The organism is Oerskovia sp. PE-21s (assembly GCF_056158145.1).
This window is the reverse complement of the sequence record NZ_JBUXJM010000004.1, coordinates 1-23,743: the sequence shown is the minus strand read 5'-3', so window position 1 is coordinate 23,743 and position 23,743 is coordinate 1. Positions and strand designations below refer to the sequence as shown.

General features: G+C 72.0%; 24 protein-coding genes and 1 riboswitch. Of the genes, 14 read left to right on the top strand and 10 right to left on the bottom strand.

All coding sequences use genetic code 11. The annotated features are described in order from the left end of the window. Positions 1–2 precede the first annotated feature (2 nt). A riboswitch (SAM riboswitch) is annotated at positions 3–105 on the top strand. Between the two features lie 112 nt (positions 106–217). The 3 genes from ACZDYF_RS08720 to ACZDYF_RS08710 all read left to right on the top strand — a co-directional run bounded on the left by ACZDYF_RS08720 (position 218) and on the right by ACZDYF_RS08710 (position 4,375). Next, positions 218–1,267: a methylenetetrahydrofolate reductase gene (locus tag ACZDYF_RS08720; protein WP_191792288.1), complete on the top strand. Its 1,050-nt coding sequence runs from the start codon at positions 218–220 to the stop codon at positions 1,265–1,267. Between the two features lie 20 nt (positions 1,268–1,287). Continuing rightward, positions 1,288–3,642 (top strand): 5-methyltetrahydropteroyltriglutamate--homocysteine S-methyltransferase, encoded by a 2,355-nt coding sequence (gene metE / locus ACZDYF_RS08715; protein WP_475055570.1) that lies wholly within the window; start codon positions 1,288–1,290, stop codon positions 3,640–3,642. A gap of 148 nt (positions 3,643–3,790) precedes the next feature. Beyond that, positions 3,791–4,375, top strand: coding sequence for a hypothetical protein (locus ACZDYF_RS08710; RefSeq protein ID WP_475055567.1), 585 nt, complete (start codon positions 3,791–3,793; stop codon positions 4,373–4,375). A gap of 89 nt (positions 4,376–4,464) precedes the next feature. Here the strand turns inward: ACZDYF_RS08710 and ACZDYF_RS08705 are convergent, their stop codons facing one another. Both ACZDYF_RS08705 and ACZDYF_RS08700 read right to left on the bottom strand, forming a co-directional pair. Then, positions 4,465–4,674 carry a hypothetical protein gene (locus ACZDYF_RS08705; RefSeq protein ID WP_191792285.1) on the bottom strand — a complete coding sequence of 70 codons (210 nt, stop codon included), beginning with the start codon at positions 4,672–4,674 and terminating at the stop codon, positions 4,465–4,467. Between the two features lie 102 nt (positions 4,675–4,776). Beyond that, a complete protein-coding gene (locus ACZDYF_RS08700) occupies positions 4,777–5,025 on the bottom strand; it encodes a DUF2630 family protein (protein ID WP_191792284.1) in 249 nt (82 codons plus the stop codon). A 185-nt stretch (positions 5,026–5,210) separates the two neighbouring features. On the opposite strand from ACZDYF_RS08700, the gene ACZDYF_RS08695 reads away from it, so the two are divergent. Then, positions 5,211–5,480 (top strand): GlsB/YeaQ/YmgE family stress response membrane protein, encoded by a 270-nt coding sequence (locus tag ACZDYF_RS08695; RefSeq protein WP_191792283.1) that lies wholly within the window; start codon positions 5,211–5,213, stop codon positions 5,478–5,480. Positions 5,481–5,665: 185 nt separating this feature from the next. Here ACZDYF_RS08695 and ACZDYF_RS08690 read toward each other — a convergent pair whose 3' ends face one another. The 7 genes from ACZDYF_RS08690 to ACZDYF_RS08660 form a co-directional block, all read right to left on the bottom strand. Further along, complete coding sequence (locus ACZDYF_RS08690) at positions 5,666–5,977, bottom strand: metal-sensitive transcriptional regulator (protein ID WP_275581428.1); 312 nt, start codon at positions 5,975–5,977, stop codon at positions 5,666–5,668. Positions 5,978–6,067: 90 nt separating this feature from the next. Further along, complete coding sequence (locus tag ACZDYF_RS08685) at positions 6,068–7,339, bottom strand: MFS transporter (RefSeq protein ID WP_475055562.1); 1,272 nt, start codon at positions 7,337–7,339, stop codon at positions 6,068–6,070. Continuing rightward, positions 7,340–8,491, bottom strand: coding sequence for an FAD-dependent oxidoreductase (locus tag ACZDYF_RS08680; RefSeq protein ID WP_475055559.1), 1,152 nt, complete (start codon positions 8,489–8,491; stop codon positions 7,340–7,342). 150 nt (positions 8,492–8,641) lie between these two features. Then, positions 8,642–8,908 carry a YHS domain-containing protein gene (locus ACZDYF_RS08675; RefSeq protein WP_204806834.1) on the bottom strand — a complete coding sequence of 89 codons (267 nt, stop codon included), beginning with the start codon at positions 8,906–8,908 and terminating at the stop codon, positions 8,642–8,644. A gap of 53 nt (positions 8,909–8,961) precedes the next feature. Next, the gene (locus ACZDYF_RS08670; RefSeq protein WP_475055557.1) at positions 8,962–11,232 is read right to left on the bottom strand and encodes a heavy metal translocating P-type ATPase; all 2,271 of its coding nucleotides are present in this window, start codon (positions 11,230–11,232) and stop codon (positions 8,962–8,964) included. A gap of 46 nt (positions 11,233–11,278) precedes the next feature. Then, positions 11,279–12,235 carry a heavy-metal-associated domain-containing protein gene (locus tag ACZDYF_RS08665; RefSeq protein ID WP_475055553.1) on the bottom strand — a complete coding sequence of 319 codons (957 nt, stop codon included), beginning with the start codon at positions 12,233–12,235 and terminating at the stop codon, positions 11,279–11,281. Beyond that, positions 12,232–12,438 (bottom strand): heavy-metal-associated domain-containing protein, encoded by a 207-nt coding sequence (locus tag ACZDYF_RS08660; protein ID WP_030153329.1) that lies wholly within the window; start codon positions 12,436–12,438, stop codon positions 12,232–12,234. The genes ACZDYF_RS08665 and ACZDYF_RS08660 overlap by 4 nt, the downstream gene beginning before the upstream one ends. 288 nt (positions 12,439–12,726) lie before the next feature. Here ACZDYF_RS08660 and ACZDYF_RS08655 point away from each other — a divergent pair, with 288 nt between their 5' ends. The 3 genes from ACZDYF_RS08655 to ACZDYF_RS08645 all read left to right on the top strand — a co-directional run bounded on the left by ACZDYF_RS08655 (position 12,727) and on the right by ACZDYF_RS08645 (position 15,359). Continuing rightward, entirely contained in the window at positions 12,727–14,157 is a 1,431-nt protein-coding gene (locus ACZDYF_RS08655) for an MFS transporter (RefSeq protein WP_475055549.1), read from the top strand. A gap of 53 nt (positions 14,158–14,210) precedes the next feature. After that, positions 14,211–14,726, top strand: a complete 516-nt coding sequence (locus ACZDYF_RS08650; protein WP_364078436.1) for a universal stress protein — start codon at positions 14,211–14,213, stop codon at positions 14,724–14,726. Positions 14,727–14,819: 93 nt separating this feature from the next. Then, entirely contained in the window at positions 14,820–15,359 is a 540-nt protein-coding gene (locus ACZDYF_RS08645) for a carboxymuconolactone decarboxylase family protein (RefSeq protein WP_475055546.1), read from the top strand. A 75-nt stretch (positions 15,360–15,434) separates the two neighbouring features. Here the strand turns inward: ACZDYF_RS08645 and ACZDYF_RS08640 are convergent, their stop codons facing one another. Next, positions 15,435–16,121, bottom strand: a complete 687-nt coding sequence (locus tag ACZDYF_RS08640) for a rhomboid-like protein (RefSeq protein WP_191790759.1) — start codon at positions 16,119–16,121, stop codon at positions 15,435–15,437. A 141-nt stretch (positions 16,122–16,262) separates the two neighbouring features. Here ACZDYF_RS08640 and ACZDYF_RS08635 point away from each other — a divergent pair, with 141 nt between their 5' ends. From ACZDYF_RS08635 to ACZDYF_RS08605, 7 genes are all read left to right on the top strand, one after another. After that, positions 16,263–17,228, top strand: coding sequence for an aldo/keto reductase (locus ACZDYF_RS08635; protein ID WP_475055543.1), 966 nt, complete (start codon positions 16,263–16,265; stop codon positions 17,226–17,228). Positions 17,229–17,890: 662 nt separating this feature from the next. Beyond that, positions 17,891–18,385 carry an FBP domain-containing protein gene (locus tag ACZDYF_RS08630; RefSeq protein ID WP_191790757.1) on the top strand — a complete coding sequence of 165 codons (495 nt, stop codon included), beginning with the start codon at positions 17,891–17,893 and terminating at the stop codon, positions 18,383–18,385. Between the two features lie 72 nt (positions 18,386–18,457). Then, a complete protein-coding gene (locus ACZDYF_RS08625) occupies positions 18,458–18,850 on the top strand; it encodes a VOC family protein (protein ID WP_475055540.1) in 393 nt (130 codons plus the stop codon). A 73-nt stretch (positions 18,851–18,923) separates the two neighbouring features. Beyond that, entirely contained in the window at positions 18,924–19,880 is a 957-nt protein-coding gene (locus ACZDYF_RS08620; RefSeq protein WP_191790755.1) for a PhzF family phenazine biosynthesis protein, read from the top strand. A 104-nt stretch (positions 19,881–19,984) separates the two neighbouring features. Continuing rightward, positions 19,985–21,367, top strand: a complete 1,383-nt coding sequence (locus ACZDYF_RS08615) for an MFS transporter (RefSeq protein WP_475055538.1) — start codon at positions 19,985–19,987, stop codon at positions 21,365–21,367. A 140-nt stretch (positions 21,368–21,507) separates the two neighbouring features. After that, on the top strand, positions 21,508–22,221 hold the full coding sequence (locus ACZDYF_RS08610; protein WP_191790753.1) for a LytR/AlgR family response regulator transcription factor: 714 nt from the start codon (positions 21,508–21,510) through the stop codon (positions 22,219–22,221). Next, positions 22,218–23,615: a sensor histidine kinase gene (locus tag ACZDYF_RS08605; protein ID WP_475055534.1), complete on the top strand. Its 1,398-nt coding sequence runs from the start codon at positions 22,218–22,220 to the stop codon at positions 23,613–23,615. Before ACZDYF_RS08610 ends, ACZDYF_RS08605 begins: the two co-directional genes overlap by 4 nt. The last annotated feature ends 128 nt before the right edge of the window (positions 23,616–23,743 follow it).

Genomic DNA, 23,743 nt, shown 5'->3' with positions numbered 1-23,743 from the left:
CAACACCATCCAGAGCGGTCGAGAGTCCTGGCTCGTTGACACCGCAGCAACCCCCCAACGGAAGCCTCTCGCGGGTACGGGTGCTACAGCCAGGTTCGATGGAGCGATTCATGACCGAGGCATCTTTCCGCGCACCCCTGCACCGCACCGGGGTCCCCCGCGCCAGCCGTCCGGCCGCCCTGGCCACCACCAGCACGACCCTCCTGACGGCCGCCCGATGAGCATCGTCGACCTGGGGCACTTCGGGCACGAGGCACCGCGGCCCACGGTGTCGTTCGAGCTCATGCCCCCGCGCCGCCCCGACGCCGCGCCCAAGTTCTGGGAGACGGCCCGCCGCCTCGTCGCGACCTCACCCGACTTCGTGTCGGTCACCTACGGCGCGGCCGGCACGGACCGCGAGACCTCGCGCCGCGTCATCAGCCAGCTCCTGCACGGCACGCCCGTGCTGCCCATCGCGCACCTGACCTGCGTGGGCGCCTCGCGCGAGGACGTCGAGGACGTCATCACGGACTTCCTCGACGCGGGCGTGCGCAGCTTCCTCGCCCTGCGCGGGGACCCTCCGCGCGACCAGCCCGACTGGCGCCCCGCCGAGGACGGCGTGCGGTCGAGCACCGAGCTCGTGGCCCTGCTGCGCGAGGTCGAGGCCGCACGCTGCGCCGCGAGCCCGAGCGTCGCGCTGCGCGGCGCGGCCCGCCCCCTGACCATCGCGGTCGCGACGTTCCCCGACGGCAACCTCGCCGCGGGCACGAGCCGCACCCAGGAGGTGCGCCGCCTCTGGCAGAAGCAGCAGGCCGGAGCGGACTTCGCGATCACGCAGCTCTTCTACGAGGCGTCGTCCTACATCGACTTCGTGGCCGAGGCGCGCGCCGCGGGCGTGACCATCCCCATCCTCGCGGGCCTCCTGCCCATGACGGACCCGGCCCGCCTCGCGCGTGTCGAGGAGCTCACGGGCGTCCCCGCGCCGCGCCGCGTCGTCGAGGCCCTCGAGGCGGAGCCGGACCCGGACGCGCGCCACGCGCTGGGCATCCGGCACTCGGTCGAGCTCGCGCGCCAGGTCCTCGCGGCCGGCGCGCCCGGCCTCCACATCTACACCTTCAACAAGCACCAAGCCGCTCTAGACCTGCTCGAGGGAGTCGACCTCGGCGGTGGGGCAGCGGGGGACGCCAGCGGCGTCTCGTCCCGCACCCCCGACCTGGCCAGCGGGCCGTGGGTCTCCGGCACTCCCCTTCCCTCCGCCGAGCCTGCCCTGGGCAGCTCCTCGGTCTGACCAGTTCAGAGGTATTCACCATGAGTGCACCCACGTTCCCCTCCGGTTCCGTCCTCGGCTACCCCCGCATCGGCCCGCGCCGCGAGCTCAAGAAGGCCGTCGAGTCCTTCTGGGCCGGCAGGACAACGGCCGACGAGCTCGAGGCCACGGCCTCGGCGCTGCGCGTCGCGGCCGCCCAGCGTCTCGTCGACCTGGGCCTCGACGCCTCGTCGGGCGCCGTGCCCGGCTCGTTCTCCTACTACGACCAGGTGCTCGACGTCGTCGCTCTCCTCGGGGCGGTCCCGTCGCGCTTCGCGTCGCTCACCGACGAGAAGGGCGCGCTGGACCTCGCGGGCTACTTCACGGTCGCGCGCGGCGCCGGCGAGGACGCCCCGCTCGAGATGACCAAGTGGTTCGACACGAACTACCACTACCTGGTCCCCGAGGTCAGCGAGTCCACGCCATTCCGCTTCGCGGACGACCGCGTCGTGCGCCAGTTCGTCGAGGCCAAGGACGCGGGCGTCGTGACCCGGCCCGTCGTCGTCGGGCCCGTGACGTTCCTCGCGCTGTCCAAGGCCGCCGACGACAGCGCGCCCGGCTTCAGCCCGCTCTCGCGCCTCGCGGACGTCCTGCCCGTGTACGTCGAGCTGCTGCGCGCCCTGGCCGCGGCCGGTGCACCGTGGGTGCAGCTCGACGAGCCGGCGCTCGTGTCCGACTCGATCGACGTTCCGGCCGCCGAGGTCCACGCCGCGGTCTCCGAGGCGTACCGCGTGCTCGCGACCGAGCTCGCGGTGGGCACCGAGCGCCCCGCGATCCTCGTGGGCGCGCCGTTCGGCGGGCTCCAGGGTGAGCACGACGGCCTCGCGCTCCTGGCCGCGACCGACGTCGAGGCGATCTCGCTCGACCTCGTCAAGGGAGCGGTCCCGGCGGGCCCCGTCGCGGGCCTCGCGGACAAGACCGTCGTCGCGGGCGTGATCGACGGCCACAACATCTGGCGCGCCGACCTCGCGGCGAAGCTCGCGCTCGTCGACGACCTGTCCGGCCTGGGCGCCGGCGCCGTCACGGTCGGCACGTCGACCTCGCTCCTGCACGTCCCGCACGACGTCGAGGACGAGAACTGGACGAACGGCTCGATCGACGCCCGCCTGCGTGACTGGCTCGCGTTCGCGGACCAGAAGGTCGGCGAGGTCGCGATCCTCGCCCGAGCGCTGACCGAGGGTCGTGACGCGGTCGCCGAGCAGATCGAGACGGCCCGCGCCGCGGTGGCCTCGCGCGCGGTGGCGAGCGGCGTCGTCGTGCCTGCGGTGCGCGAGCGCGCCGCAGCCCTGACCGAGGGCGACTTCTCGCGCGGCGACTACGCCGAGCGCGCGGCCGCCCAGCAGGCCAAGCTGAACCTCCCCCTGCTGCCGACGACGACCATCGGGTCGTTCCCGCAGACCCCGGAGATCCGCCGGGCGCGCGCGCTCAACGTCAAGGGCGAGCTGTCCGACGCGGACTACACGACCGCGATGCAGGACGAGATCCGCCGCGTCGTCGAGCTCCAGGAGCAGATCGGCCTGGACGTCCTGGTGCACGGCGAGCCCGAGCGCAACGACATGGTCCAGTACTTCGCCGAGAACCTCGACGGGTTCGCGGTCACGGCGAACGGCTGGGTCCAGTCCTACGGGTCGCGCTGCGTGCGCCCGCCGGTCCTGTGGGGCGACGTCACGCGTCCGGCGCCGATCACGGTCGACTGGTCGACGTTCACGGCCTCGCTCACCGAGAAGCCGGTCAAGGGCATGCTGACCGGTCCGGTCACGATCCTCGCGTGGTCGTTCGTGCGCGACGACCAGCCGCTCGGCGACACCGCGAACCAGGTGGGCCTGGCCCTGCGCGACGAGATCGCGGACCTCGAGGCGGCCGGGATCGGGATCATCCAGGTCGACGAGCCCGCGCTGCGCGAGCTCCTGCCGCTGCGCAAGGCCGACCAGGCCGCGTACCTCGACTGGTCGGTGAGCTCGTTCCGCCTCGCGACCGCGGGCGTCGAGGCCGAGACGCAGATCCACACGCACCTGTGCTACTCGGAGTTCGGCGAGGTGATCGGCGCGATCGACGGCCTCGACGCCGATGTGACCTCGGTCGAGGCCGCGCGCTCGCGCATGGAGATCGTGCCCGAGCTCGCCGAGGCCGGCTACGGGCGCGGGATCGGCCCGGGCGTGTACGACATCCACTCGCCGCGCGTCCCGTCGACCGAGGAGGTCACCGACCTGCTCGAGCTCGCGGTGAAGTCGATCGACTCGCGCCTGGTGTGGGTCAACCCTGACTGCGGCCTCAAGACGCGTCGCTACGAGGAGACCGTGGCCTCGCTCGAGAACCTCGTCGCCGCGACGAACGCGGTGCGCGCCCAGCTCGGCTGATGCGCGAGACACCCCGGGGGCGGTGGGCTCAGGTCCGCCGCCCCCCGGGGTAGTTCTCCCCGTTCCCCCGACGAAGATCTACCAGTAGCATCGGCGCGCACGTCGTCGCTCCACCATGGGGCGAGACAACCGTCCCGATGGGGGAACCATGCACGCCGCAGCACCCGCTCCGACCACGACCGACCTGTCGCTCTGGGTGGACGGGCGCAAGAAGATGCGCCTGACCGCCGCCGTCTCCCCGTTCCTGGCCGCGGTGCTGCTCACGGTCATCGCGTTCCTGCGGTTCGGCGACGAGGAGAGCTTCGTGCTGTTCCTCGTCATCGCGCTCGTCGCGGTGCTCGCGATCATCCTGCCGTTCCTCGTCTACTGGGTGCGCGAGGCCAAGCCCGTCGCGGTCGACCTCGCGGCCCGGACGCTGCGCATCGGCGACGGTCCGGCGCGCCCCTTCGCGGACGTCACGTACGCGTACACGCGGATCGAGCAGGGCTCCCTCACGCTGCGCTTCGGGTTCTCGGAGAGCGACCGCACCGCGATCCTGCGCAACCTCACGCAGGTCGTGAGCTTCCGCCTGCCCGAGGCCGACGCGCGCGCCCTCATGGAGGTCTTCGCGGGCTCGAGCCTGCCCGAGGAGAGCGTGGCCACGAAGGCGTTCATGGCGCAGAAGGTCCTGCTCGGCAAGGCCGACGCGATCGAGGTCGTGGCGGCGCTCGCACAGCTCCCCCGCATCGCCTGACGACCGCAAGCCACCGACGACGAGAGGGGCCCCGCACCGTGCGGTGCGGGGCCCCTCTCGTCGTGCGCCGGCCGTGCGGCCGGGCGGCGTCAGCGGTCGCGGCCCGCCATCGGGATGAAGCAGCCGAGGGTGACCATGAGGAGACCGGCGGAGAAGATCAGCGCGTGGTTCGACTCGACCGTGAAGGCCCACCCGAAGGCGACCATCCCGCCCACGAACAGGACCATCGCCACGAGGAAGCGGGCGACGGCCCCGGCTCGCTCGGTGGCCTCGTTGCGCTGCGTCGTCTGGCTGCTCATGCTCTTCGCTCCGTACTGGTCGTGTCGTGGGGTCACGCGTGGTTCCCGCGGGCCGCGGGAGAGGTCTGCCCGACGACGGCACACACGCGAGGCGTCAGGCCGTCAGTCCAGGTAGTGCTCCACCGTACCGGCATCCCGGATCGACGCGGCATCCGGATCGCTGCCGAACTCGCGGGCCGCATCGCGCTGGCGCAGCAGGTCCCAGCACTGGTCGAGCTCGGTCTCGATCGCGCGCAGGCGCGTGTGCTCCTCCGACGCCGTGATCTCCCCGTCGGCGAGCTCGGCACGCAGCCTGCGCTCCTCCGCCACCAGGTCGCCGATGTACTGCCGGATCCCTCGGTCCTCAGCCATTCCTCCACGGTACGGCCGGGCGCGTGAGCGCGCGATGCCACCGCGCGGTGGCTCTCGCAAGCGGAGGGCCGCGAAAAGTGACGTGTCCGACGTTCGGGGCCTTTCGGCGTGCGAGCGGCCGGAGCCGGTGTCAAGGTAGGGGCTCACCGGCCAATAAGGCACATACGGGACAAAAGGAGAATGACATGGGTTTCCTCGCATTCATCGTTCTGGGACTGCTCGCCGGACTCATCGCTCGCGCCATCCTCCCGGGCAAGCAGACCGGGTCGATCCTCATGACGATCCTCCTCGGGATCCTCGGCGCGCTGCTCGGTGGCTGGCTCGGGAGCGTCCTGTTCTCGGCTCCCCTCGAGGAGTTCTTCTCGATCCAGACGTGGCTGCTCGCGATCGTGGGCTCCGTCATCGTGCTGGGCATCTACGGCGCGGTCCGCGGCCGCAACGGTCGCACCGCCTGATCGCACAGCTCACCCAGGCCGTCACCGCGCGCCCGTCGCGCCCCGTCCGGCCGCGGTGACCAGGGCGGAGGCCCGCCTCCTCGTCACGAGGAGGCGGGCCTTTCGTCGTTCCGGACGCCTCGTTGCGCCGCCCCGCAGCGCAGGCCCGCCCGACGCCGGAGCGTGGCCAGGAGGTCGGGAACCGGTCAGGAGCGGACCAGCCGGGCGATCGCGTCGCTCGCTTCCTTGATCTTGAGCGCCCCGGCGTCCTCGCCCATCTTGGCCGCGTCGACGACGCAGTGCTTGAGGTGGTCGTCGAGCAGCGCCAGCGCGACGACCTCCAGGGCGCTCGTGAGGGCGCTGATCTGCGTCAGGATGTCGATGCAGTACTTCTCGTCGTCGATCATCTTGGAGATTCCGCGGGCCTGGCCCTCGATACGGCCCATGCGCTTGAGGTAGTTCTCCTTGTCGCTCATGTACCCGTGATGCTGCGTCGAGGGCTCGTGAGAGTTTTCCATCGTGCATTCCTTACGTTCCGGCGGTGCGAGGATGTCGAGATCGGTGGCGACCAACGCTCGGGCCATTGACAGAATATCAGCCGGCATCAATCACCTCTTTTCCTCAGGGCGCACGACCGGCGCATTTCTGCGCCTCCGACCGAGAAGCCGAATCCGGCCGTCGTCCCGGTCGTCCCGGTCGTCCCGGACGCGCAGGCGCGCCACTGTCGCGACCAGGCACAACCCGACGATCGCGGTGCCGAGCACGGTCATCGCCCCCGCGAGCGAGACGAGCGGGACAAGAAGCCCGGCAATGATCGACGGCACCCCGAAGGCAAGATAGGAGATGGTGTACATGACGGCCATGACCGCCGCCCTCTCGCTCGGCGCGACCCGGGGCATCAATGTCCGCAGAACTCCCATGAATGCCGTGCCGAATCCCGCACCGAGAATGACGGCGCCGACGACGTAGACCGGAAAGGAATGCACGGCGAGCGCCGACGCGCTGAGCGCGGTGCCCGCACCGAGGGCCGACGTGCCGAAGACGCTGACGACCCGGGCCGACCGTCGCCGGAGCACGACGGACGCCACGATCCCCGAGAGCGCGAACACGCAGATGCTGATGCTCTGCCGGACGTGCGTCGTCGCACCGAGCTCGCTCGCGACGACCGACGACCCGAGCGCGAGGAAGAGCCCGTTCGTCGCCCAGCTCGCGATGATCGCGGGGGTCGCCACCGCCAGCCGCCGACGCACGTGCGGGGGCACGGCGAGCCGTGGGACGGCCCGCCGCGCTCGCCCGGCGGGGACTCGCACGACGTCCGGGGTCGACCAGACGAGGACGGCGACACCGAGGAAGCTCACGGCGAGCGCGCCGAACACGACGTCGGCGGGCTCGCTCGCGTGGTCGAGCGCGAGCGCCCCCGCGAGCGCCCCCGTCCCCAGCCCGGTCATGGGCGCGACCGTGTTCCACAGCGCCGCTGCCCCCGGACGCCGCGGAGAGACGAGGTCGACCACCATGGCGGACAACGCCGGGAGCAGCAGACCGGCCGCGGCACCCTGGAGCGACCTGGCCAGGAGGAGCGCGGCCAGGCTGTCCGCCTCCCGGAACAGCACGAGGCTGGCGACGAGCACCAGGGAGCCCGCGGTGACGACGGGACGGCGTCCCACCACGTCGGAGACACCACCTGCGACGAGCAGCGCACCGAGCATCGTGAACGCGTAGACGGCGAAGACCGACGTCGTCGCGACCGGGACGAGCCCGAGCCGGTCGGTCAGCTCCGGGTAGAAGGGAGAGGGCGCGCTCGCCGCGACCATGAGCAGGAACGTCGCGACGATCGCCAGACGAGAGCCCCGGCGCCGTGCCCCGGTGGTGAAGGACTGCATCTAGGCGCGCGCCTCGTGGAGGCGGCTGCCCCACCCGTAGATCTCGCCCACGGCTTCGATTCCGCTGACCCCGACGACCGTGCCGTCCTGGTCGTGCAGGACCACGAGCTCGTCGCTCTGCGCGACGGGCGTCCCCGGACGCCCCGTGTAGCCGACCCCCGAGATCATCCGCCCGTGGATCATGGCCAGGTACGTGCTGCGGGGCCGGTACGGTCCCGGGTCCTCGCCACGGTCGAGGTCGTGCAGCGCGGTCCGCACGGCGTGCACCCCCTGCGCGGCGCTGTCCTCCCAGTGGTCGATGCGCCACGTCCCGAGGTGGTCGTCGTGATGCACGGCGACACCGCCGGCCGCGTACACGGCCCCGGGACCGGACGCACGAAGCCGGTCGTCGACCGCGACCCCGTCACGCCACGGGGAGGGTGCGACGGGGGTCGTGCCGAGCGCGACCACGAGGAGGTCGACCTCGAGGTCGGTCCCGTCGTCGAGGGTCACGACCGTCGACCTCGCCGTCGTGAGGACGCGACGAACGGTGCGACCGAAGTACGTGGTCACCCGGGACGCGTGGTCGGCGGCGACGCGCTCGGCGACCTGCCGCCCGAAGGCGGCCACCCCAGGGACCCGGCTGCGGGCGACGAGGCTGACCCGGTGCCCCTGCGACCAGAGCGTCGAGGCGGTCTCGGACGCGCTCAGCCCGCCGCCGTAGATCGCGACGCGCGCGGGCTCCCCGTGCGCCGCGATCGCCTCCCGGACACGAACGGCGTCGTCGAGCGAGTGCAGGGTGAGCAGGCGCCGCTCCCGGACGGCGCGCTCCACGCCCGCGACGTCGGGGTCGAGGCCTCGCGGCCGGCTCCCGGTCGCGACGAGGAGCACGTCGTAGGTGATCGTGGTCCCCGAGGCCAGGTGGACCTCGTGGGTCGCGGGGTCGACACGCTCGGCGGTGTCGGTGACGAGCTCGCCGTGCGGTGTGGGCAACCGGATCAGCTCGGGGGCGGCCTGGCCGTAGGCGACGTTCTTGACGAGCATCCGCGAGTACGGGATCTCGTCGGTCCGTCCGACGACGGTCGTCCGGACGTCGCCCTGACCGGCGAGGGTTCGGGCAGCGGCCGTACCGGCCGAGCCTGCCCCGAGGATCACGGCGTGGGGTGCGGTCATGGGGTGCGTTCTCCAGGTTCGGGTGAGGGCTCCACGCCTGCGGGGGCGTGCGTCGTCGGACGAGCGGCGAGGTGCGAGGGTCCGGTGGCGAGCGCGACGAGCGGGGTCCGCGGCGCCTGAGGGCGGGCCGCGGACCCCGTGTCCACGTCGCTACGCCATGTTCGCGGCGTACTTCGCGGGGTCCGAGTCGAAGGCCGGACCGCATCCGGCGCAGCAGAAGTAGTACCGCTCGCCCTCGTGGTCCCGGTACAGGCCGGTCGCCTCGGCCGCCTTCTTGCTGACGGGGCTGCCGACCATGACAGGGCAGGTGGTCATGTCGTCGCTCGCGGCCCCGAGCAGGTTCTCGGTGCCGTCGCCCGCTCCCGCGGGGGTGGACGCACCGGTGCTGCAACAGCCGGCCTGAGATTCGTTCGCCATCGTGAGTGGTTCCCTTCGTGCTTCCTGTGGGTGGTGGTGTGGGTTCGGGGAGGTCACGACCTGGCGACGCTCCGGAACCCGCGCAGGCGCAGGCTGTTGCCCACGACGAAGACGCTCGACAGCGCCATCGCGGCCCCTGCGAGCATGGGGTTGAGCATGCCGAGCGCCGCGACGGGGATGGCCGCGACGTTGTAGGCGAAGGCCCAGAACAGGTTGGTCTTGATCGTTCCGAGCGTCTTGCGGGACAGACGGATGGCGTCCACCGCGCTGCGCAGGTCACCGCGCACCAGGGTGATGTCGGACGCCTCGATCGCGACGTCGGCACCGGTGCCCATGGCGAGACCGAGGTCCGCCTGGGCGAGGGCCGGGGCGTCGTTGACGCCGTCGCCGATCATCGCGACGACCTTTCCCTCGCCCTGCAGACGGGTGACGACGTCGACCTTGTCCTGGGGGAGGACCTCGGCGATGACCTCGTCGATGCCCACCTCCGCGGCAATCTGCCGGGCCACGGCCTCGTTGTCACCGGTGAGGAGCACAGGGGTCAGGCCGATCGCCTTGAGCTGGGCGATCGCCTCGGCGCTCGTCGGCTTGACCGTGTCGGCCACGACGAGGACGCCTCGCGCCCGACCGTCCCAGCCCACGGCGACGACCGTCTTGCCCTCGCGCTCGGCGCGCGCCTTGGTGGCCGCGAGCGCCGGGCTCAGCTCCTGGGACCACTCGGCGAGCAACGACTCGCGGCCCACCAGGACGGCGTGGCCGTCGACGACGCCCTGCACGCCCTTGCCCTCGATGTTCGCGAAGTCCTCGGGCGTGAGCAGCGTGCCGACCTCCTGCGTCGCACCCTTGGCGATCGCCTGCGCGATCGGGTGCTCGGAGGCGTCCTCGAGCGCGCCTGCCAGGCGGAGCAGCTCGGTGCGGTCCGTGCCGGGCTCGACGACCACGTCGACCAGCGTCATCTTGCCGGTCGTGACCGTGCCGGTCTTGTCCAGCACGACGGTGTCGATCTTGCGGGTGGACTCGAGCACCTCCGGGCCCTTGATGAGCACGCCCATCTGCGCGCCGCGGCCGGTGCCGACCAGGAGCGCCGTCGGGGTAGCCAGCCCGAGCGCGCAGGGGCAGGCGATCACGAGGACCGCGACCGCCGCGGTGAAGGCCGCGCTCACGGGGAACCCTGCACCCAGCCAGCCCCCGAGGGCGGCGGCCGCGATCACGATCACGATCGGCACGAACACGCCCGAGATCCTGTCGGCCAGGCGCTGGACCTCGGCCTTGCCGGTCTGGGCGTCCTCGACGAGCTTCGCCATCTGCGCGAGCTGCGTGTCCGACCCGATCCGGGTCGCACGGACCACGAGCCGCCCGCCCGCGTTCGTCGTGGCGCCGGTGACGGTGTCTCCCGCGGAGACCTCGACCGGCACGGACTCCCCCGTGAGCATGGACTCGTCGACGGCGGACGTGCCCGTGACCACCACGCCGTCGGTGGCGATCTTCTCGCCCGGGCGGACGACGAACTCGTCACCGACCTGCAGGTCCTCGACGGGGATCTTCGTCTCGACGGCTCCGCGCAGGACAGAGACCTCCTTCGCGCCGAGCTCGAGCAGCGCGCGCAGCGCCGCACCGGCCTGCTTCTTGGAGCGCTTCTCGAAGTACCGGCCGGCAAGGATGAACATCGTGACCCCGGCACCCACCTCGAGGTAGATGTTCGCCGCGCCGTCGGAGGGCGCCAGCGCGAGCTCGAACGGGTGCGTCATGCCCGGGGTGCCCGCCGTACCGAGGAACAGCGCGTACAACGACCACAGGAACGCCGCGGACGTGCCCATCGAGATGAGCGTGTCCATCGTCGCGGTGCCGTGCTTGAGGTTCGCCCACGCCGCCTTGTGGAACGGCCACGCCGCCCACACGATCACGGGAGCGGCCAGCGCGAGCGAGGCCCACTGCCAGTAGGTGAACTGCCACGCCGGGACCATGGCCATCGCGATGACCGGCACGGTCAGCACGATCGCGCCGACCAGCCGGTTGCGCAGCGAGGTCAGCTCGGGGTCCTCGCCCTCTCCCCCGCCGGAGGACGCACCGTCCTTCTTCGCGCCCCGGGGCACGGGCAGCGCGGCGGTGTACCCGGTCTTCTCGACCTCGGCGATCAGCAGCGCCGGGTCGTACCCGTCCGGGACCGTCACCTTGGCCTTCTCGGTCGCGTAGTTCACGGTCGCGACCACGCCGTCGAGCTTGTTCAGCTTCTTCTCGATCCGCATGGCGCAGGAGGCGCAGGTCATGCCGCCGATCTCCAGCTCGACGCCTGTGATCACGCCCGGGGGCGCTGATGTGCTCATGTGCAGTTCCTTCTCTCGGCTGGTGGGAAAGGGCCCGACCTCTCGGTCAGCGCCCCTCCGGGTGCGATCCGCCCTCGGGGTCCGTGGGGTCGGCGCCAGGAGCGGCGTCGAGCACGAGCTCGGCGGTGTGGACCTGGCCGTCGACCTGGAAGTCCAGGTACAGCAGGTAGCGGCCCGCGGTCGGGGCCTCGGCGGCGAAGGCGATGTCCGGCCCGGTCGTCTGCCCGGCCTCCGGGTCCGCGCCCTCGGCGTGGACGTGCAGGTAGGCGAGGTCGCCGTCTCGCAGGGCGACGAGGTGGCCGAACGCTCCCAGGTACGGCTCCAGGACCGTGACGGGCTCGCCGTCGCGGGTGACCGTGAAGGTGAGGTCGCTCGAGGTGCCTGCCACCAGCTCGCCGTCGACGGTCACGGTGTAGCCGTCGACCTGGGCGGTCCGGGTCGGCTGCTGCTCGACGGGCACGAGGTCCCCGGCCACCTGGACCGTGCGGGTCACCGTGCGGGCGGACTCGTCCGCGCCCGTCGGCGTGAAGTCGGCGAAGACGCGATAGCTGCCAGCCGCCGCCCACTCCCACGGCGTCGACCAGGTGCCCGATGCCTCGTCCAGAACGGGGTGGACGTGCCGGAACTGGCTGCCGTCCGTCCGGACGACGATCAGGTGCAGGTCCTTCTCGTGCGCGGTCGTGTACTCCGTCACCGGGGTGCCTGCGTGGTCCTGGACCTGGAAGCTCAGCTCCCCGGGATCACCGACCCCGGCGGGCGCGTCGACGGTCGACAGCGCGTATCCGTCGACGTCGAGCGCGAGACCCTTCACCCCGCTCGCGGCACCGCCCGCCGCTCCGGTGCTCGCCGCACCGTGCTCTTCCCCGTGCTCGTTCATCTCGCTCCCTTCGGTCCAGCCGACGACGGCGCTCTCGGGCACGACGGCCCCGGCGACGCCGTACGCGCCCCCGAAGGCCACCACGAGCCCGAGGCCGTAGAGGGTCAGTCGTGCGCCCGTCCTCATGCGGACCGCACCGCCGAGTAGCCGGCCTCCTCGACGGCGGCCAGGACCTGCGCGTCGTCGACGGGGCCCGTCACCACGAGCCGTCCCGTCTGCGCGCTGACCTGGATGTCCTCGACCCCGGCGACCTGTCCGACCTCCTCGCGGATCGACAGCTCGCAGTGCCCGCACGTCATGCCCGTCACCTGGTACTCGTTCGTGGCCATGGCGGAGCCTTCCTCTCGTGAGATCCGATACCCCTACCGGGTATCTCTCTCTCGAACATATACCCCGAGGGGGTATCACGCAAGCAAGGGTCCCCGGTCGGGACGAGGGGTCGGGCGAAGCGCGCGGAGCGTCGGCCGGGCGTGACGGCAAATACCCCTACGGGGTACTAGTCCGCAGCGCGCCCCACGGCGCGCCAACGACTTCGGGGAGTGTTGACACCCATACCCCCCATGGGTATACCTTTTGCCGACGCCGGGCCTGCCGGCCGTCCCTCAGGAGGAGATCTCATGTCTACCCATCCACCACGGTCGCCGGCGAAGCGGTGGCTCGGCCTCGCGCTCATCGCCACGGCGCAGTTCGTCGTCATCATGGACACGTCGATCATCGGCGTCGCCCTGCCCGACATCCAGCGCGACCTCGGCTTCACGCCCGAGTCCCTGTCCTGGGTGTTCAACGCCTACGTGGTCGCCTTCGGCGGCCTGCTCCTGCTGGGAGGACGCCTCGCCGACGTCTTCGGCGCACGCAAGATCTTCGTGCTCGGCTGGCTCGTGCTGATCGTCGGGTCGGTCCTCGCGGGAGCCGCGAGCACCATCGGGCTCGAGATCGCCGGCCGTGCGATCCAAGGGGCCGGATCGGCGATGATCGCGCCCGCCGCACTGACCCTGCTGATGATGCTCTTCGGCGGCACGCGCGACCTGCCGAAGGCCTTCGCGGTCTACGGCGCGGCCGCACCCGTCGGAGGCAGCGCGGGAGTCTTCCTCGGCGGAGTCCTCACCGAGTACGCGAGCTGGCCCTGGGTCTTCTACGTCACCGTCCCGATCGCGCTCCTCGTGCTCGCATTCACCTCGTCGACGCTCCCGCGCACCGAGAAGAAGGCGTCGGGGTCGATCGACGTCGCGGGTGCACTCACCGTGACGGCCGGGCTCGCGGCCGTCGTCTACGCGGTCGTCAACGCCCCGGAGGTCGGTTGGCTCACGCTGCCCACCCTCGGCGCCCTGGCCGCCGGCGTCGTCCTGCTCGTGATCTTCTTCGTCATCCAGGCACGCAGCCGCAACCCTCTGCTCCGCTTCGGTCTGCTGCGCGCGCCGCTGCTCGGCGCCGCGAACGGTGCCCAGCTCCTGCTCGGTGCCGCGTGGGTCTCGATGTGGTTCTTCCTGAACCTGTACCTGCAGCAGGTCCTCGGGGCGAGCGCCTTCGCCGCCGGCGCCGCGCTCCTGCCGATGACCGGGCTCGTCGTCCTCGTCATGCTCGCCCTGGCTCCCCGGCTCCAGGAGAGGTTCGGTGCGAAGTCCCTCATCGTGTCGGGCCTCCTGCTGCTCGCGGCCGGGCTCGTCTGGCTCTCGTTCGTCCGCCCTGACGGCAGCTACGCCGTCGACGTCCTGCCCGCCTCGCTCCTGGCCGCGCTCGGCATGTCCCTCGCGTTCGTCCCCTCGCTCGGCACGGCCATCAACGCCGCACCGGCGGCCGAGACGGGCGTCGCGTCGGGGCTCGTGAGCACGAGCTACCAGATCGGGTCCGCGCTCGGGCTCGCGGCGCTCACGGCCATCGTCTACGTCGTGTCCGGCACCGGCCCCTCGCGGGTCGAGCTCACGCAGGGCTACTCGGCCGCGTTCGTCGGGGCGGGGATCCTCGCCCTGGTCGGAGCGATCGTGACCGCCGTCGCGATGTCGAGGCCCCGGGTCCCCGCCGCCGCGACGGACGCGTCGATCGGCCGCTAGCCGCACGCAACCCGGTCCGACCAGCCCCCTCACCACCACCCGAAGGGAACACCATGCCCACCCCCCGCCTGCTCATCGCCTACGACGGGTCGCCCAACGCGCACAGCGCGATGCAGACCGTCGCCGGGCTCTTCCCCGGCGCCACCGCGGTGCTGCTCTACGCCCGCCAGCCCATGGAGGGCTTCGCGGCCCATCTCGAGGGCCACCCGGCGCTCGAGCAGCTCCAAGGTCTCGACGCCGCAGCCCTCGACGTGTCGGAGCGGATCGCCTCCGACGGCGCACAGGTCGCCCGAGACCTCGGGCTGGTCGCCGAGCCCCACGTGTCCTCGACGATGGCCACGGCTGCCGAGGCCATCGTCGAGGCCGCCGAGGAGCTCGACGTCGACCTGATCGTGCTCGGCTCCCGCGGCCGGCGCGGCCTCAGGGCGACCCTGCTCGGCAGCACCTCGGCCAGCGTCCTGCACCACGCCACCCGCCCGACGCTGGTCATCCCCTCGGACGCGGTAGCGCTGGCTCGCCGCAGCAGCCGGGTCCCGTCGGACGGCCGGGCCGCGTCGGACGCCGGCTGAGCGCTCCTCGGCGACGGGGCCGGGTCCGCCGGGCAGGAGTGCCCGACGGACCCGGCCCGGCTCCGCCCCCGTTCCTACGTCAAGGAGAACGCTGTGCCCCGACTTTCCCGCCTGACCCCGGAGACCGCCGTGGGCGCCTCGAAGGACCTGCTCGCCGAGCTCGTGGACCGCCACGGCAGCGTGGGCGACATGGTCTCGACGATGGCGCACTCCCCCGCCGTGCTCGGGGGATACCTGCAGCTCAGCCGCGCCATGAGGCGTGCCAAGCTCGACCGCAGGACCAGCGAGCTCGTCTCGATCGCCGTGCAGGCGCAGCAGGGCTGCGCCCTGTGCCTCGCGTCGCACGTCGGGGCTGCTCGTGCCCTCGGGGCCGGCGAGGACGAGATCGCGCTGGCCCACGACGGGTGGTCCGCCGACCCCGCACTGGCCTCGATCGTCGCCTTCGGTGTCCAGGTGTACCGCGAGCCGACGTCGATCACCGACGAGCAGGTCGACGGCCTCCGGCGCCACGGCTTCAGCGACCGCGAGATCGCCGACGTCGTCGGCGTCGTCGCGCTCAACGTCCTCACCGGGGCGTTCAACCTCGTCGCCGGGCTCACGCCCGGAGCACCGTCCGCCAGGCACAGGGCCTGATCCCTCTCGGGGACGTCCCGGGCCACACCCGTGCAGGGTGCGCGCCCCGGTCTCACGACCGGTCGAGCAGCCCGGTCACCGCCGTCCCGGGACGTCCCCGGACCAGCCCGCCGCCTGCCGGGTCCGGCCCGCGACGAACGCGACCGTGAGCCCGACGACGAGCGCGGTCGTGTGCCCGACCGCGGTGAAGTTCCGTGCGACGAAGCCCGGCCCCACCCAGTAGACGACGACGAACGCGACCCACCACCAGCGCCAGCGTCTGGGCACGACGACGGTCAGGAACCCCATGACGGTCGCCATGACGTAGCTGACCCCGACGTCGTCGACGGTCGCCACGCTCGGGTTCACGAAGCCGTGGAAGATCCCGGTCGTCAGGACCATGGCCGTGAACACGGTCGCGCCGACGTGACCCATGAACCCGACCGCGAGCGACGCGAGGCGCCCGACAAAGCGCTGCGCGTAGGCCAGGACCACGAGGAGCTGGAGCACCAGGAGCACCTCGCTCGGCGAGGAGATGACGAAGGCGCTCGCGAGCAGCACCGAGATCGGGCGGTCGCGCAGGTTCGCGAGGTTGGTGCTCGTGTCCTCGTAGACCTGGTCCCGCGTGCCCTCGGGCAGGAACCACAGGACGACGGCGACGAGCAGCACCACGGAGCAGTAGACGACCGCGAGGTCCGCCCGCCGGACCGTGCGCCACAGGTCGGTCCACGCGTGACGCAGGAGGTGAGCGGGGGTCGCGCCGCCCGCGGGGCCGTCCGTCATGCCGTCACGCTACGCCGGGACTCGCCCGCGAGCGCCCGGAAGCGCGCCCCGTCCGTGGGAGGATCCTGGCCGCCGCCCGACCAGTAGGGTGTGCGGCGCGGCCCCCACCGACGATGTCTCCTTTCCTGAGGAAGTGACGCGATGTTCGACCCGCACAGCCCTGCCCCGTTCGTGCTCGGAGCACTGCCTTTCGGCTCCCTGGTGGACCGTGCGACCTCGTACGCGCTGCTGGACCGGTTCAGGGAGGCCGGCGGTCGGCACCTGGACACGGCGAACAACTACGTCCAGTGGGAGGAGGGGGCCACGGGCGACGAGAGCGAGTCGTTCCTGGCCGAGTGGTTCCGGGACCGGCCCGGGGCTCGCGACGAGATGGTGGTGGCGACCAAGATCGGTGCGCGCAGCGATCCTGCACGCCACGGCGGGTTCCCCGCGGACATGGAGGGGCTGTCGCGCCCGGCGATCCGGACCGCGATCGAGGGCAGCCTGCGCAGGCTCGGCGCGGAGCGGGTTGACCTCCTGTACGCGCACGTGATGGATCCCGTGACCCCTCTCGACGAGACGGTCGCCGCCCTGGCCGAGCTGGTGGACGAGGGTCGGGTCGGTGCACTGGGCTGCAGCAACCACGACCTGCAGACCCTGAGCGCGGCGCACCGGATCGCCGGCGACCTCGGGGTGCCGGGCTACTCGGCGGTGCAGCAGCGCTTCACCTACCTGCGGCCGGCTCCCGGCACCGACTTCGGGGTGCAGCAGGTCGCCGACCCCGAGCTGTTGGGCTATCTCGGAGACCGGCCGGGCTGCACCGCGCTGGGCTACTCGCCCCTGCTGTCCGGGGCCTACGCCCGCCGGGACCGGATGCCGGCCGCCTATCGGAGCGCCGACTCCGAGGCACGGCTGCGCGCGGTGGACCAGGTGGCGTCCGAGCACGGGGTGTCGGCGGTGCAGGTGGTGCTGGCGTGGATGCTCGAGCGGGAACAGCCGGTGGTCCCCGTGCTGGGCGTCAGCAGGATCGAGCAGCTCGACGAGTGCCTGGCTGCAGCGGCGCTCCGGCTGGACGCGGAGCAGCTGACCATGCTCGACCGCGCACGCGTGGCCCTCGCGGACGCCTAGCTCTGCGTCCACCACCCCTTCTCGTCACCTCCGGTCGCGGTTCCTCGGCGCGTCCCGACGCCGGACTGGACTTCCTGTGGGTCTTGGCTATGGTGGCCGGTTCACCTGCAGGCTGGAAGGAGGTGAGCCACATGGCCAAGAACGACAAGAAGCAGCCGTCGCTTTCCCTGAAGGACAAGCGCGCACAGAAGCGCGAGAAGGCAGCCGAGACCACCGCGAAGGTCCGCAAGCGATAGACCGTGCGCAGCGGGCGGGTCGTCGTCACGTGCATGGGCGGCGACCCGCCTCCGCAGCACCTCCCCAGAATTCTCGTGAGCGGAACAGGTGCCCGGGCGTACCATCGACGGAGAGCTGAGCCGCGGGACGAGCCCCGGCCACCGATCTTGGAGCGCATCTCTCATGCAGCGAGGAAGCGGGGCGGCCGTCCTGGCCTGCTCGGGCGCGGGCCGGACGCCCGCCCAGCACGCCTGACGCCCTACGGCGCCACCCGCCGGCGAACCTTCGCGGTTCCCCGGGACGATCGGCGTACCTCGGCGGGCCCTCGCCGGTGAGTCCTCGAGACCGCCGGCGGACCCCGACCCTGCCGTCCACCGCTCCCGCCCGACCTGTCGGCCCGGGCACCGCGGGCGAGACGGCCCCTCCTGCACGAGAGCCGTAGAACCATGAACCCCCTGACCGAGAAGCAGATCCGCGCGTCCTTCGTGAACGCCTCACGCCGCGAGTCGTCCCAGCTCACCCTCCCGTCCGACCTCGCGGACCTCCGCTGGGACCGTCTCGACTACCTGGGCTGGGTCGACCGCAAGGCGCCGCTGCGCGCCTACGTGGTCCTGCCCGTCGACGACACCCTGGTGGGCCTCGCGCTGCGCGCCCCCGAGGGCACGGCGTCGCGTCGCCGCGCGGTGTGCGCGTGGTGCGAGGACGTCATCGCGACCGACGACGTGTCCCTGTACGTCGTGCGCCGGGCCGGTGCGGCCGGGCGCAACGGCGACACGATCGGCACCCTGATCTGCACCACGTTCGAGTGCTCGAAGAACGTCCGCCGCAAGCCGACCGTCGTCGAGGCCGGCCAGGACCCCGCGGGCCTGGTCGAGCGCCGCATCGAGGGTCTGCGCGAGCGGTCCGCGAAGTTCGCGCGCGAGGTCCTGCGCGAGGTCTGATCCACCTCTCCCACGGATCGGGCGCGCTTGCGTAGCGGTGCCGGGCCGTCCGGCACCGCTACGCTCCAGGTCATGCTGAGCCTCGAGAACGCGACCTACCTCGTGCACGACCTGGACGACGCCATCGAGTTCTTCACCGATGCGCTCGGCTTCACGCTGCGTCAGGACGAGACGTTCGAGGGTGGGTGGCGGCGCGTGGTCGTGAGCCCCGGCGCGGGCGAGGCCCCGGGGCTCGTCCTGGCCCTCGCGACGTCCGACGACGCGCGCGCCCGCGTGGGCCGGCCGACGGGCGACGAGGTCGCCTTCTTCCTGCGGACCGACGACTTCGCGGCCCAGCACGCCCGCATGCTCGCGCACGGGGTGACGTTCCGGGAGGAGCCGCGCCACGAGCCGTACGGGACGGTCGCGGTCTTCGAGGACCTGTACGGCACGCCGTGGGACCTGATCCAGCCACCGCGCGCCTGACCCCGGGCGCACCGACCCGCGGCGGACCCACGGTGCGCTGCGCAGGGGCGCGCACGGCAGTAGCGTCGGACGCGTGACCACCCCGCCGCGCCTCCGCCCGTTCTCACAGGTCGACGTCTTCACGACGACCCCCTACCGGGGCAACCCGGTCGCGGTGGTGCGCGACGCCGTCGGGCTGGAGGACGCTCAGATGGCCGCCTTCGCCCGCTGGACCAACCTGTCCGAGACCACTTTCCTCCTCCCGCCCTCCCCCGAGGGCGCGGCCGCGGGGGCCGACTACCGCCTGCGCATCTTCACGCCCGCGGGCGAGCTGCCGTTCGCCGGGCACCCCACGCTCGGCTCGTGCCACGCGTGGCTCGCCGCGGGCGGCACGCCGCGCGAGCCGGGCGTCGTGGTCCAGGAGTGCGGGATCGGCCTGGTCCCCCTGCGCCGCTCCCCCTCGACGGACCTGACCGACCTGCCCGACGGCGGAGCCTCCCCGGGCGGTCGGCTCGCCTTCGCCGCTCCCGACCTCCTCACGGACGAGCCCGTCGACCTCTCGACCCTCACCGCGATCACGCGCGCGCTTGGGCTCGAGGCTCGCGACGTCGTCGACCACCGGTTCCTCGACAACGGGCCGGGCTGGCGCGTGCTCCTGCTCGGCTCGGCCGAGAAGGTCCTGGCCCTCGACCCCGACTTCACGGGGCTGGGTGACCTGGCGATCGGCGTCGTCGGGCCGTACACCGCCCTCGGGGACGGGCGCTACGACGGCCCCGACGGCGCCGCGGTCGAGGTGCGCGGCTACGCGCTCGACATGGGCATCCCCGAGGACCCCGTGACGGGCAGCCTCAACGCGGTCGTCGCGCAGTGGCTCCAGCCCGACGGCCTGCTGCCCGCCGAGTACGTCGCGAGCCAGGGCACTGCGCTCGGGCGGGCCGGGCGCGTCCACGTGAGCCGCGAGGCGGGCTCCGGTGACGACGGCCAAGACGTCGACACCGTGTGGGTCGGCGGCGACGCCGTGACCTGCATCGACGGCACGGTGCTGCTCTGACCCGCGCGCAGGACGGGCCGGGCGAGGCACCGCTGCCGGACCGGCCCGTCCCGCCCACAGAAACACCGTGAGAACGCGGCCGCACGCGGCATAGAGTTCGCTGAATGTCAGGAAACCTTGCAGTCGATCGCGCCCGCTGGTCGTTGATGGCGCTCTTCGCGCTCTTCGGCATCGTCGGCACGAGCTGGATGACGCGGCTGCCCTCGATCCGCGAGGCGCTCGGGGTCTCCTCGGCACAGCTCGGCCTGATCCTCATCGTCGGCGCGGTCGGTGCGCTGTTCGCCGTCATGTCCACGGGTGCGGTCGTCGCCCGGTTCGGGAGCCGCCGGACCCTCGTCGCGGCCACCGTCGTCAACCTCGTCGCGCTGCTGCTCGTCGCGTGGGGCACGGCGACCGGGAGCGTCGGCGTCTTCGCGGTCGGCGCGTTCACCAACGGCATCAGCGGCGCCCTGATGAACGTGCCGATCAACCTCAACGGGGCCATGGTCGAGCAGCGCGTCGGCCGCGCGATCCTCCCCCACTTCCACGCGGCCTTCTCGATCGGCGCGGGCGCGGGCGCGCTCGTCGGGGCCGCGTTCTCCGCGGCGCAGATCCACATCGCGGTCCAGCTCGTGATCATCACGACCCTCGTCGCGATCGCCCGCGCCTTCCTCATCGGACCGGCGACCGTGTTCGCCCCCGAGCGCCAGGCCGCGACGCGCGCGGACGAGCGCTCGGCCGTCGCAGCGCCGTCGACCCGCGGGACGAGCGACGCGACGGACGAGGTGGCCGCCGAGGTGGCCGCCGAGGTGGCCGACGCTCCGGCCGGATCCGCGGCGGAACCCGCCGCGGCGCACGGCGTCACGGACGAGGCGACCCCGCGCCCGACCAGGCGTCGTGGTGCCGGGCTGCGCAACGCCCTGTCCGCGTGGCGCGAGCCGCGCACCCTGCTCATCGGGCTCGTCCTGCTCGCCGCGTCCCTGTCCGAGGGGTCGGCCGGCAACTGGCTCTCGATCTCGATGGTCGACGGCTTCGCGGTGCGCGAGGCCGTCGGGGCCATGGCCTACGGCACGTTCGTCGCCGCCATGACGGTCTTCCGCTTCGCCGGGACGGGGCTCATCGACCGGTTCGGCCGCGTCACGATCCTGCGGGCCTCCGGGATCTCCGCCCTCGTCGGGCTGCTCCTGTTCGGCCTCGCGCCCGGGCTGCCCCTCGCCTGGTTCGGCATCGTGCTGTGGGGCTGCGGGGCCGCGCTCGCCAACCCGATCGCGATCGCTGCCGCGTCGGACGACCCGCTGCGGGCCCCGGGGCGCGTCTCGGTCGTGACGTCGTTCATCTCGTTCGGCCAGCTCACGGCACCGCCGCTCCTGGGCCTGCTCGCGGACTCGATCGGCGGGCGGCACGCGCTGCTCACCATCACGGTCGCCACCGTCCTGAGCATCGTGCTCGCGGGCTGGGTCAAGCCGCTGCCGCAGCCGAGCAGGACGTTGGTGGCCGACCGGGTGTGACCTTGGTCCTCCGGTCCGGAGCCCGCGTCGACGAGGTGCCCGAAACCCCCGTTTCGCGCCGATCTCGGCCCGGCTTTGCTTGGTATCTTGGGGGAGCACCCGGGCGGCGTCCGGGGTCGAGGTGAAAGAGGTCCGCCAGCATGATCCGCATCGGCGTAGTCGACGACGAGTCCGCCAGCAGAGACGTCGTGCTCGGTCACCTCGACCGCTTCCAGGTCGAGAACCGGGTGACGTTCGACGTCCGCACCTTCACGGACGGGCGCGAGCTCGTCACGGGCTACCGACCCGACTTCGACATCCTCTTCCTCGACGTCCAGATGGACGACCTCGACGGCCTGGACACGGCCCGGCAGATCCGCACGCTCGACTCCCGGGTCGTCATCGTGTTCGTGACCAACATGGCGCAGTACGCGATCCACGGGTACGAGGTCGACGCGCTGAGCTACCTCCTCAAGCCCGTCCCCTGGTTCGCGTTCTCCCAGGAGCTGCGCCGGAGCATCGACCGAGTGCGACGCAGCGGGACGGACTCGCTCATGCTGACCGTGAACGGCGCCCTCGCCCGGGTGGACCTCCTCGACGTCGTCTACATCGAGAGCATCAAGCACCGGGTCGTCGTCCACGCGGTCGACCGGACCTACGCGTTCACGGGCACCCTCAAGGCCTTCGAGACCGACCTCGCCGACAAGGGCTTCTTCCGCAGCAACAGCTGCTACCTGGTGAACATGCGCCACGTCCTGGCGGTCGACCAGAGCACGTGCGTCATGCTCGGCGGCGACGAGCTCCAGATCAGCCGACCGCGCAAGCGCGCCTTCCTCGACGCGCTCGCCGACCACGTCGGTGGACGCGTCGCGTGATCCAGGACGTCCTGCCGGCCATCGCGGAGGTCCCCACCGACATCCCCCGCGGATTCACGGCCTTCGCGGAATGGTCCGCGTGCCTCGTGTACATCCTGCTGCTGCGCAAGAGGTTCACGCCGCCCGTCCTCGCCCTCCTGCTCGGGCTGGGGCTCGGCCTCCTGTGGGCCGTCCAGTCCTTCGCTGGCGAGCTGCCGATCCCGCTGTGGACGTTCGGCATGGCCATGGCTGTCGCCGCGATGTACAGCGTGGTCATGCTCTGCGCCGACGTGTCGACGAGGGAGGCCGGGTACTTCACGGCGCGCGCCTTCGTGCTCGCCGAGCTCGTCGCATCGCTCCACTGGCAGCTCTACAGCTATGCCGTCGACCAGGGGTTCACGGGCGTGGCGGTCCGGGCGGGGCTGCTGGTCCTGGTGTACGGCGCGGCCTTCACCGCGGCCTACTTCATCGAGAGACGACACTTCCCGCCGGACCAGCAGCTCGAGGTCGACCGGCGCGGCCTGCTCAGCGCGGCCTCGATCGCCGCCGTCACATTCCTCATGAGCAACGTGAGCTTCGTGAGCTCCAACACGCCGTTCAGCGCGCAGTTCGGTCCCGAGATCTTCTACATCCGCACGCTCGTGGACCTCGCCGGGTACGTCGCTCTCTACGCCCAGCAGGGACAGCGCCTCGAGCTCCAGCGCGCGGTCGAGGTCGAGGCCATGAACCGGATGCTGCGCTCGCAGCACGAGCAGTACCTGCAGTCCAAGCGGAACATCGACATCGTCCACCGCAAGTATCACGACCTCAAGCACTTCGTCACCGCGATCAGGACGGAGAACGACCCCGCCGCCAAGGCGTCCTACCTCGATCAGCTCGAGGAGAGCATCCAGGGCTACGGCGCCCAGGTCGAGACGGGCAACCCCGTGCTCGACACCATCCTGACGTCGAAGACGTCCCAGTGCGCCGAGCTCGGGATCACGCTGACGTGCGTGGTCGACGGCGCAGCCCTGTCGTTCATGGACGCCATGGGGCTGAGCGCGCTCTTCGGCAACGCGCTCGACAACGCGATCGAGAGCACCGCGGCCCTGCCGGACCCAGAGAACCGGCTCGTGCGCGTCGCGGTCTACACGCAGAGCTCGCTCGTCATGGTCCGCTTCGAGAACTACCACGTGGGCGACCTCGACTTCGACGACGGCATCCCCCGGACCACCAAGCGCGACACGCTCAACCACGGGTACGGCCTGCGCAACATGCGCCAGGTCGTCGAGGGGTACGGCGGGTCGCTCACGGTGCGCACCGAGTCCGACTGGTTCGTCGTGCGGGCCCTCATCCCTGTCCCCGAGGGGCGCAGGTCGCGGCCCCAGAGCCGACGGCTGGAGGTCCTGGGCCCGCCGGACGCGTCGGGGCACTGAGGCCACACCGGGCACCACCGGGCACCACCGGACACCGCCGGACACCGCCGGGGTAGAACGTGCTGCGCGAGGTAGGACGCGGTGCGTACTACCTCGGCACACCACGTTCTACCTCGTGCCCACCAGGC

Bases quoted from the DNA above. Each gene is read 5' to 3' on its own strand.
- ACZDYF_RS08685 (WP_475055562.1), bottom strand. From the start codon at position 7,339: ATGCAGTCCTTCACCACCGGGGCACGGCGCCGGGGCTCTCGTCTGGCG.
- ACZDYF_RS08635 (WP_475055543.1), top strand. From the start codon at position 16,263: ATGTTCGACCCGCACAGCCCTGCCCCGTTCGTGCTCGGAGCACTGCCT.
- ACZDYF_RS08705 (WP_191792285.1), bottom strand. From the start codon at position 4,674: ATGAGCAGCCAGACGACGCAGCGCAACGAGGCCACCGAGCGAGCCGGG.
- ACZDYF_RS08625 (WP_475055540.1), top strand. From the start codon at position 18,458: ATGCTGAGCCTCGAGAACGCGACCTACCTCGTGCACGACCTGGACGAC.
- ACZDYF_RS08680 (WP_475055559.1), bottom strand. From the start codon at position 8,491: ATGACCGCACCCCACGCCGTGATCCTCGGGGCAGGCTCGGCCGGTACG.
- ACZDYF_RS08615 (WP_475055538.1), top strand. From the start codon at position 19,985: ATGTCAGGAAACCTTGCAGTCGATCGCGCCCGCTGGTCGTTGATGGCG.
- ACZDYF_RS08655 (WP_475055549.1), top strand. From the start codon at position 12,727: ATGTCTACCCATCCACCACGGTCGCCGGCGAAGCGGTGGCTCGGCCTC.
- ACZDYF_RS08675 (WP_204806834.1), bottom strand. From the start codon at position 8,908: ATGGCGAACGAATCTCAGGCCGGCTGTTGCAGCACCGGTGCGTCCACC.
- ACZDYF_RS08710 (WP_475055567.1), top strand. From the start codon at position 3,791: ATGCACGCCGCAGCACCCGCTCCGACCACGACCGACCTGTCGCTCTGG.
- ACZDYF_RS08630 (WP_191790757.1), top strand. From the start codon at position 17,891: ATGAACCCCCTGACCGAGAAGCAGATCCGCGCGTCCTTCGTGAACGCC.
- ACZDYF_RS08660 (WP_030153329.1), bottom strand. From the start codon at position 12,438: ATGGCCACGAACGAGTACCAGGTGACGGGCATGACGTGCGGGCACTGC.
- ACZDYF_RS08670 (WP_475055557.1), bottom strand. From the start codon at position 11,232: ATGAGCACATCAGCGCCCCCGGGCGTGATCACAGGCGTCGAGCTGGAG.
- ACZDYF_RS08695 (WP_191792283.1), top strand. From the start codon at position 5,211: ATGGGTTTCCTCGCATTCATCGTTCTGGGACTGCTCGCCGGACTCATC.
- ACZDYF_RS08700 (WP_191792284.1), bottom strand. From the start codon at position 5,025: ATGGCTGAGGACCGAGGGATCCGGCAGTACATCGGCGACCTGGTGGCG.
- ACZDYF_RS08665 (WP_475055553.1), bottom strand. From the start codon at position 12,235: ATGAGGACGGGCGCACGACTGACCCTCTACGGCCTCGGGCTCGTGGTG.
- ACZDYF_RS08690 (WP_275581428.1), bottom strand. From the start codon at position 5,977: ATGGAAAACTCTCACGAGCCCTCGACGCAGCATCACGGGTACATGAGC.
- ACZDYF_RS08720 (WP_191792288.1), top strand. From the start codon at position 218: ATGAGCATCGTCGACCTGGGGCACTTCGGGCACGAGGCACCGCGGCCC.
- metE (WP_475055570.1), top strand. From the start codon at position 1,288: ATGAGTGCACCCACGTTCCCCTCCGGTTCCGTCCTCGGCTACCCCCGC.
- ACZDYF_RS08650 (WP_364078436.1), top strand. From the start codon at position 14,211: ATGCCCACCCCCCGCCTGCTCATCGCCTACGACGGGTCGCCCAACGCG.
- ACZDYF_RS08640 (WP_191790759.1), bottom strand. From the start codon at position 16,121: ATGACGGACGGCCCCGCGGGCGGCGCGACCCCCGCTCACCTCCTGCGT.
- ACZDYF_RS08610 (WP_191790753.1), top strand. From the start codon at position 21,508: ATGATCCGCATCGGCGTAGTCGACGACGAGTCCGCCAGCAGAGACGTC.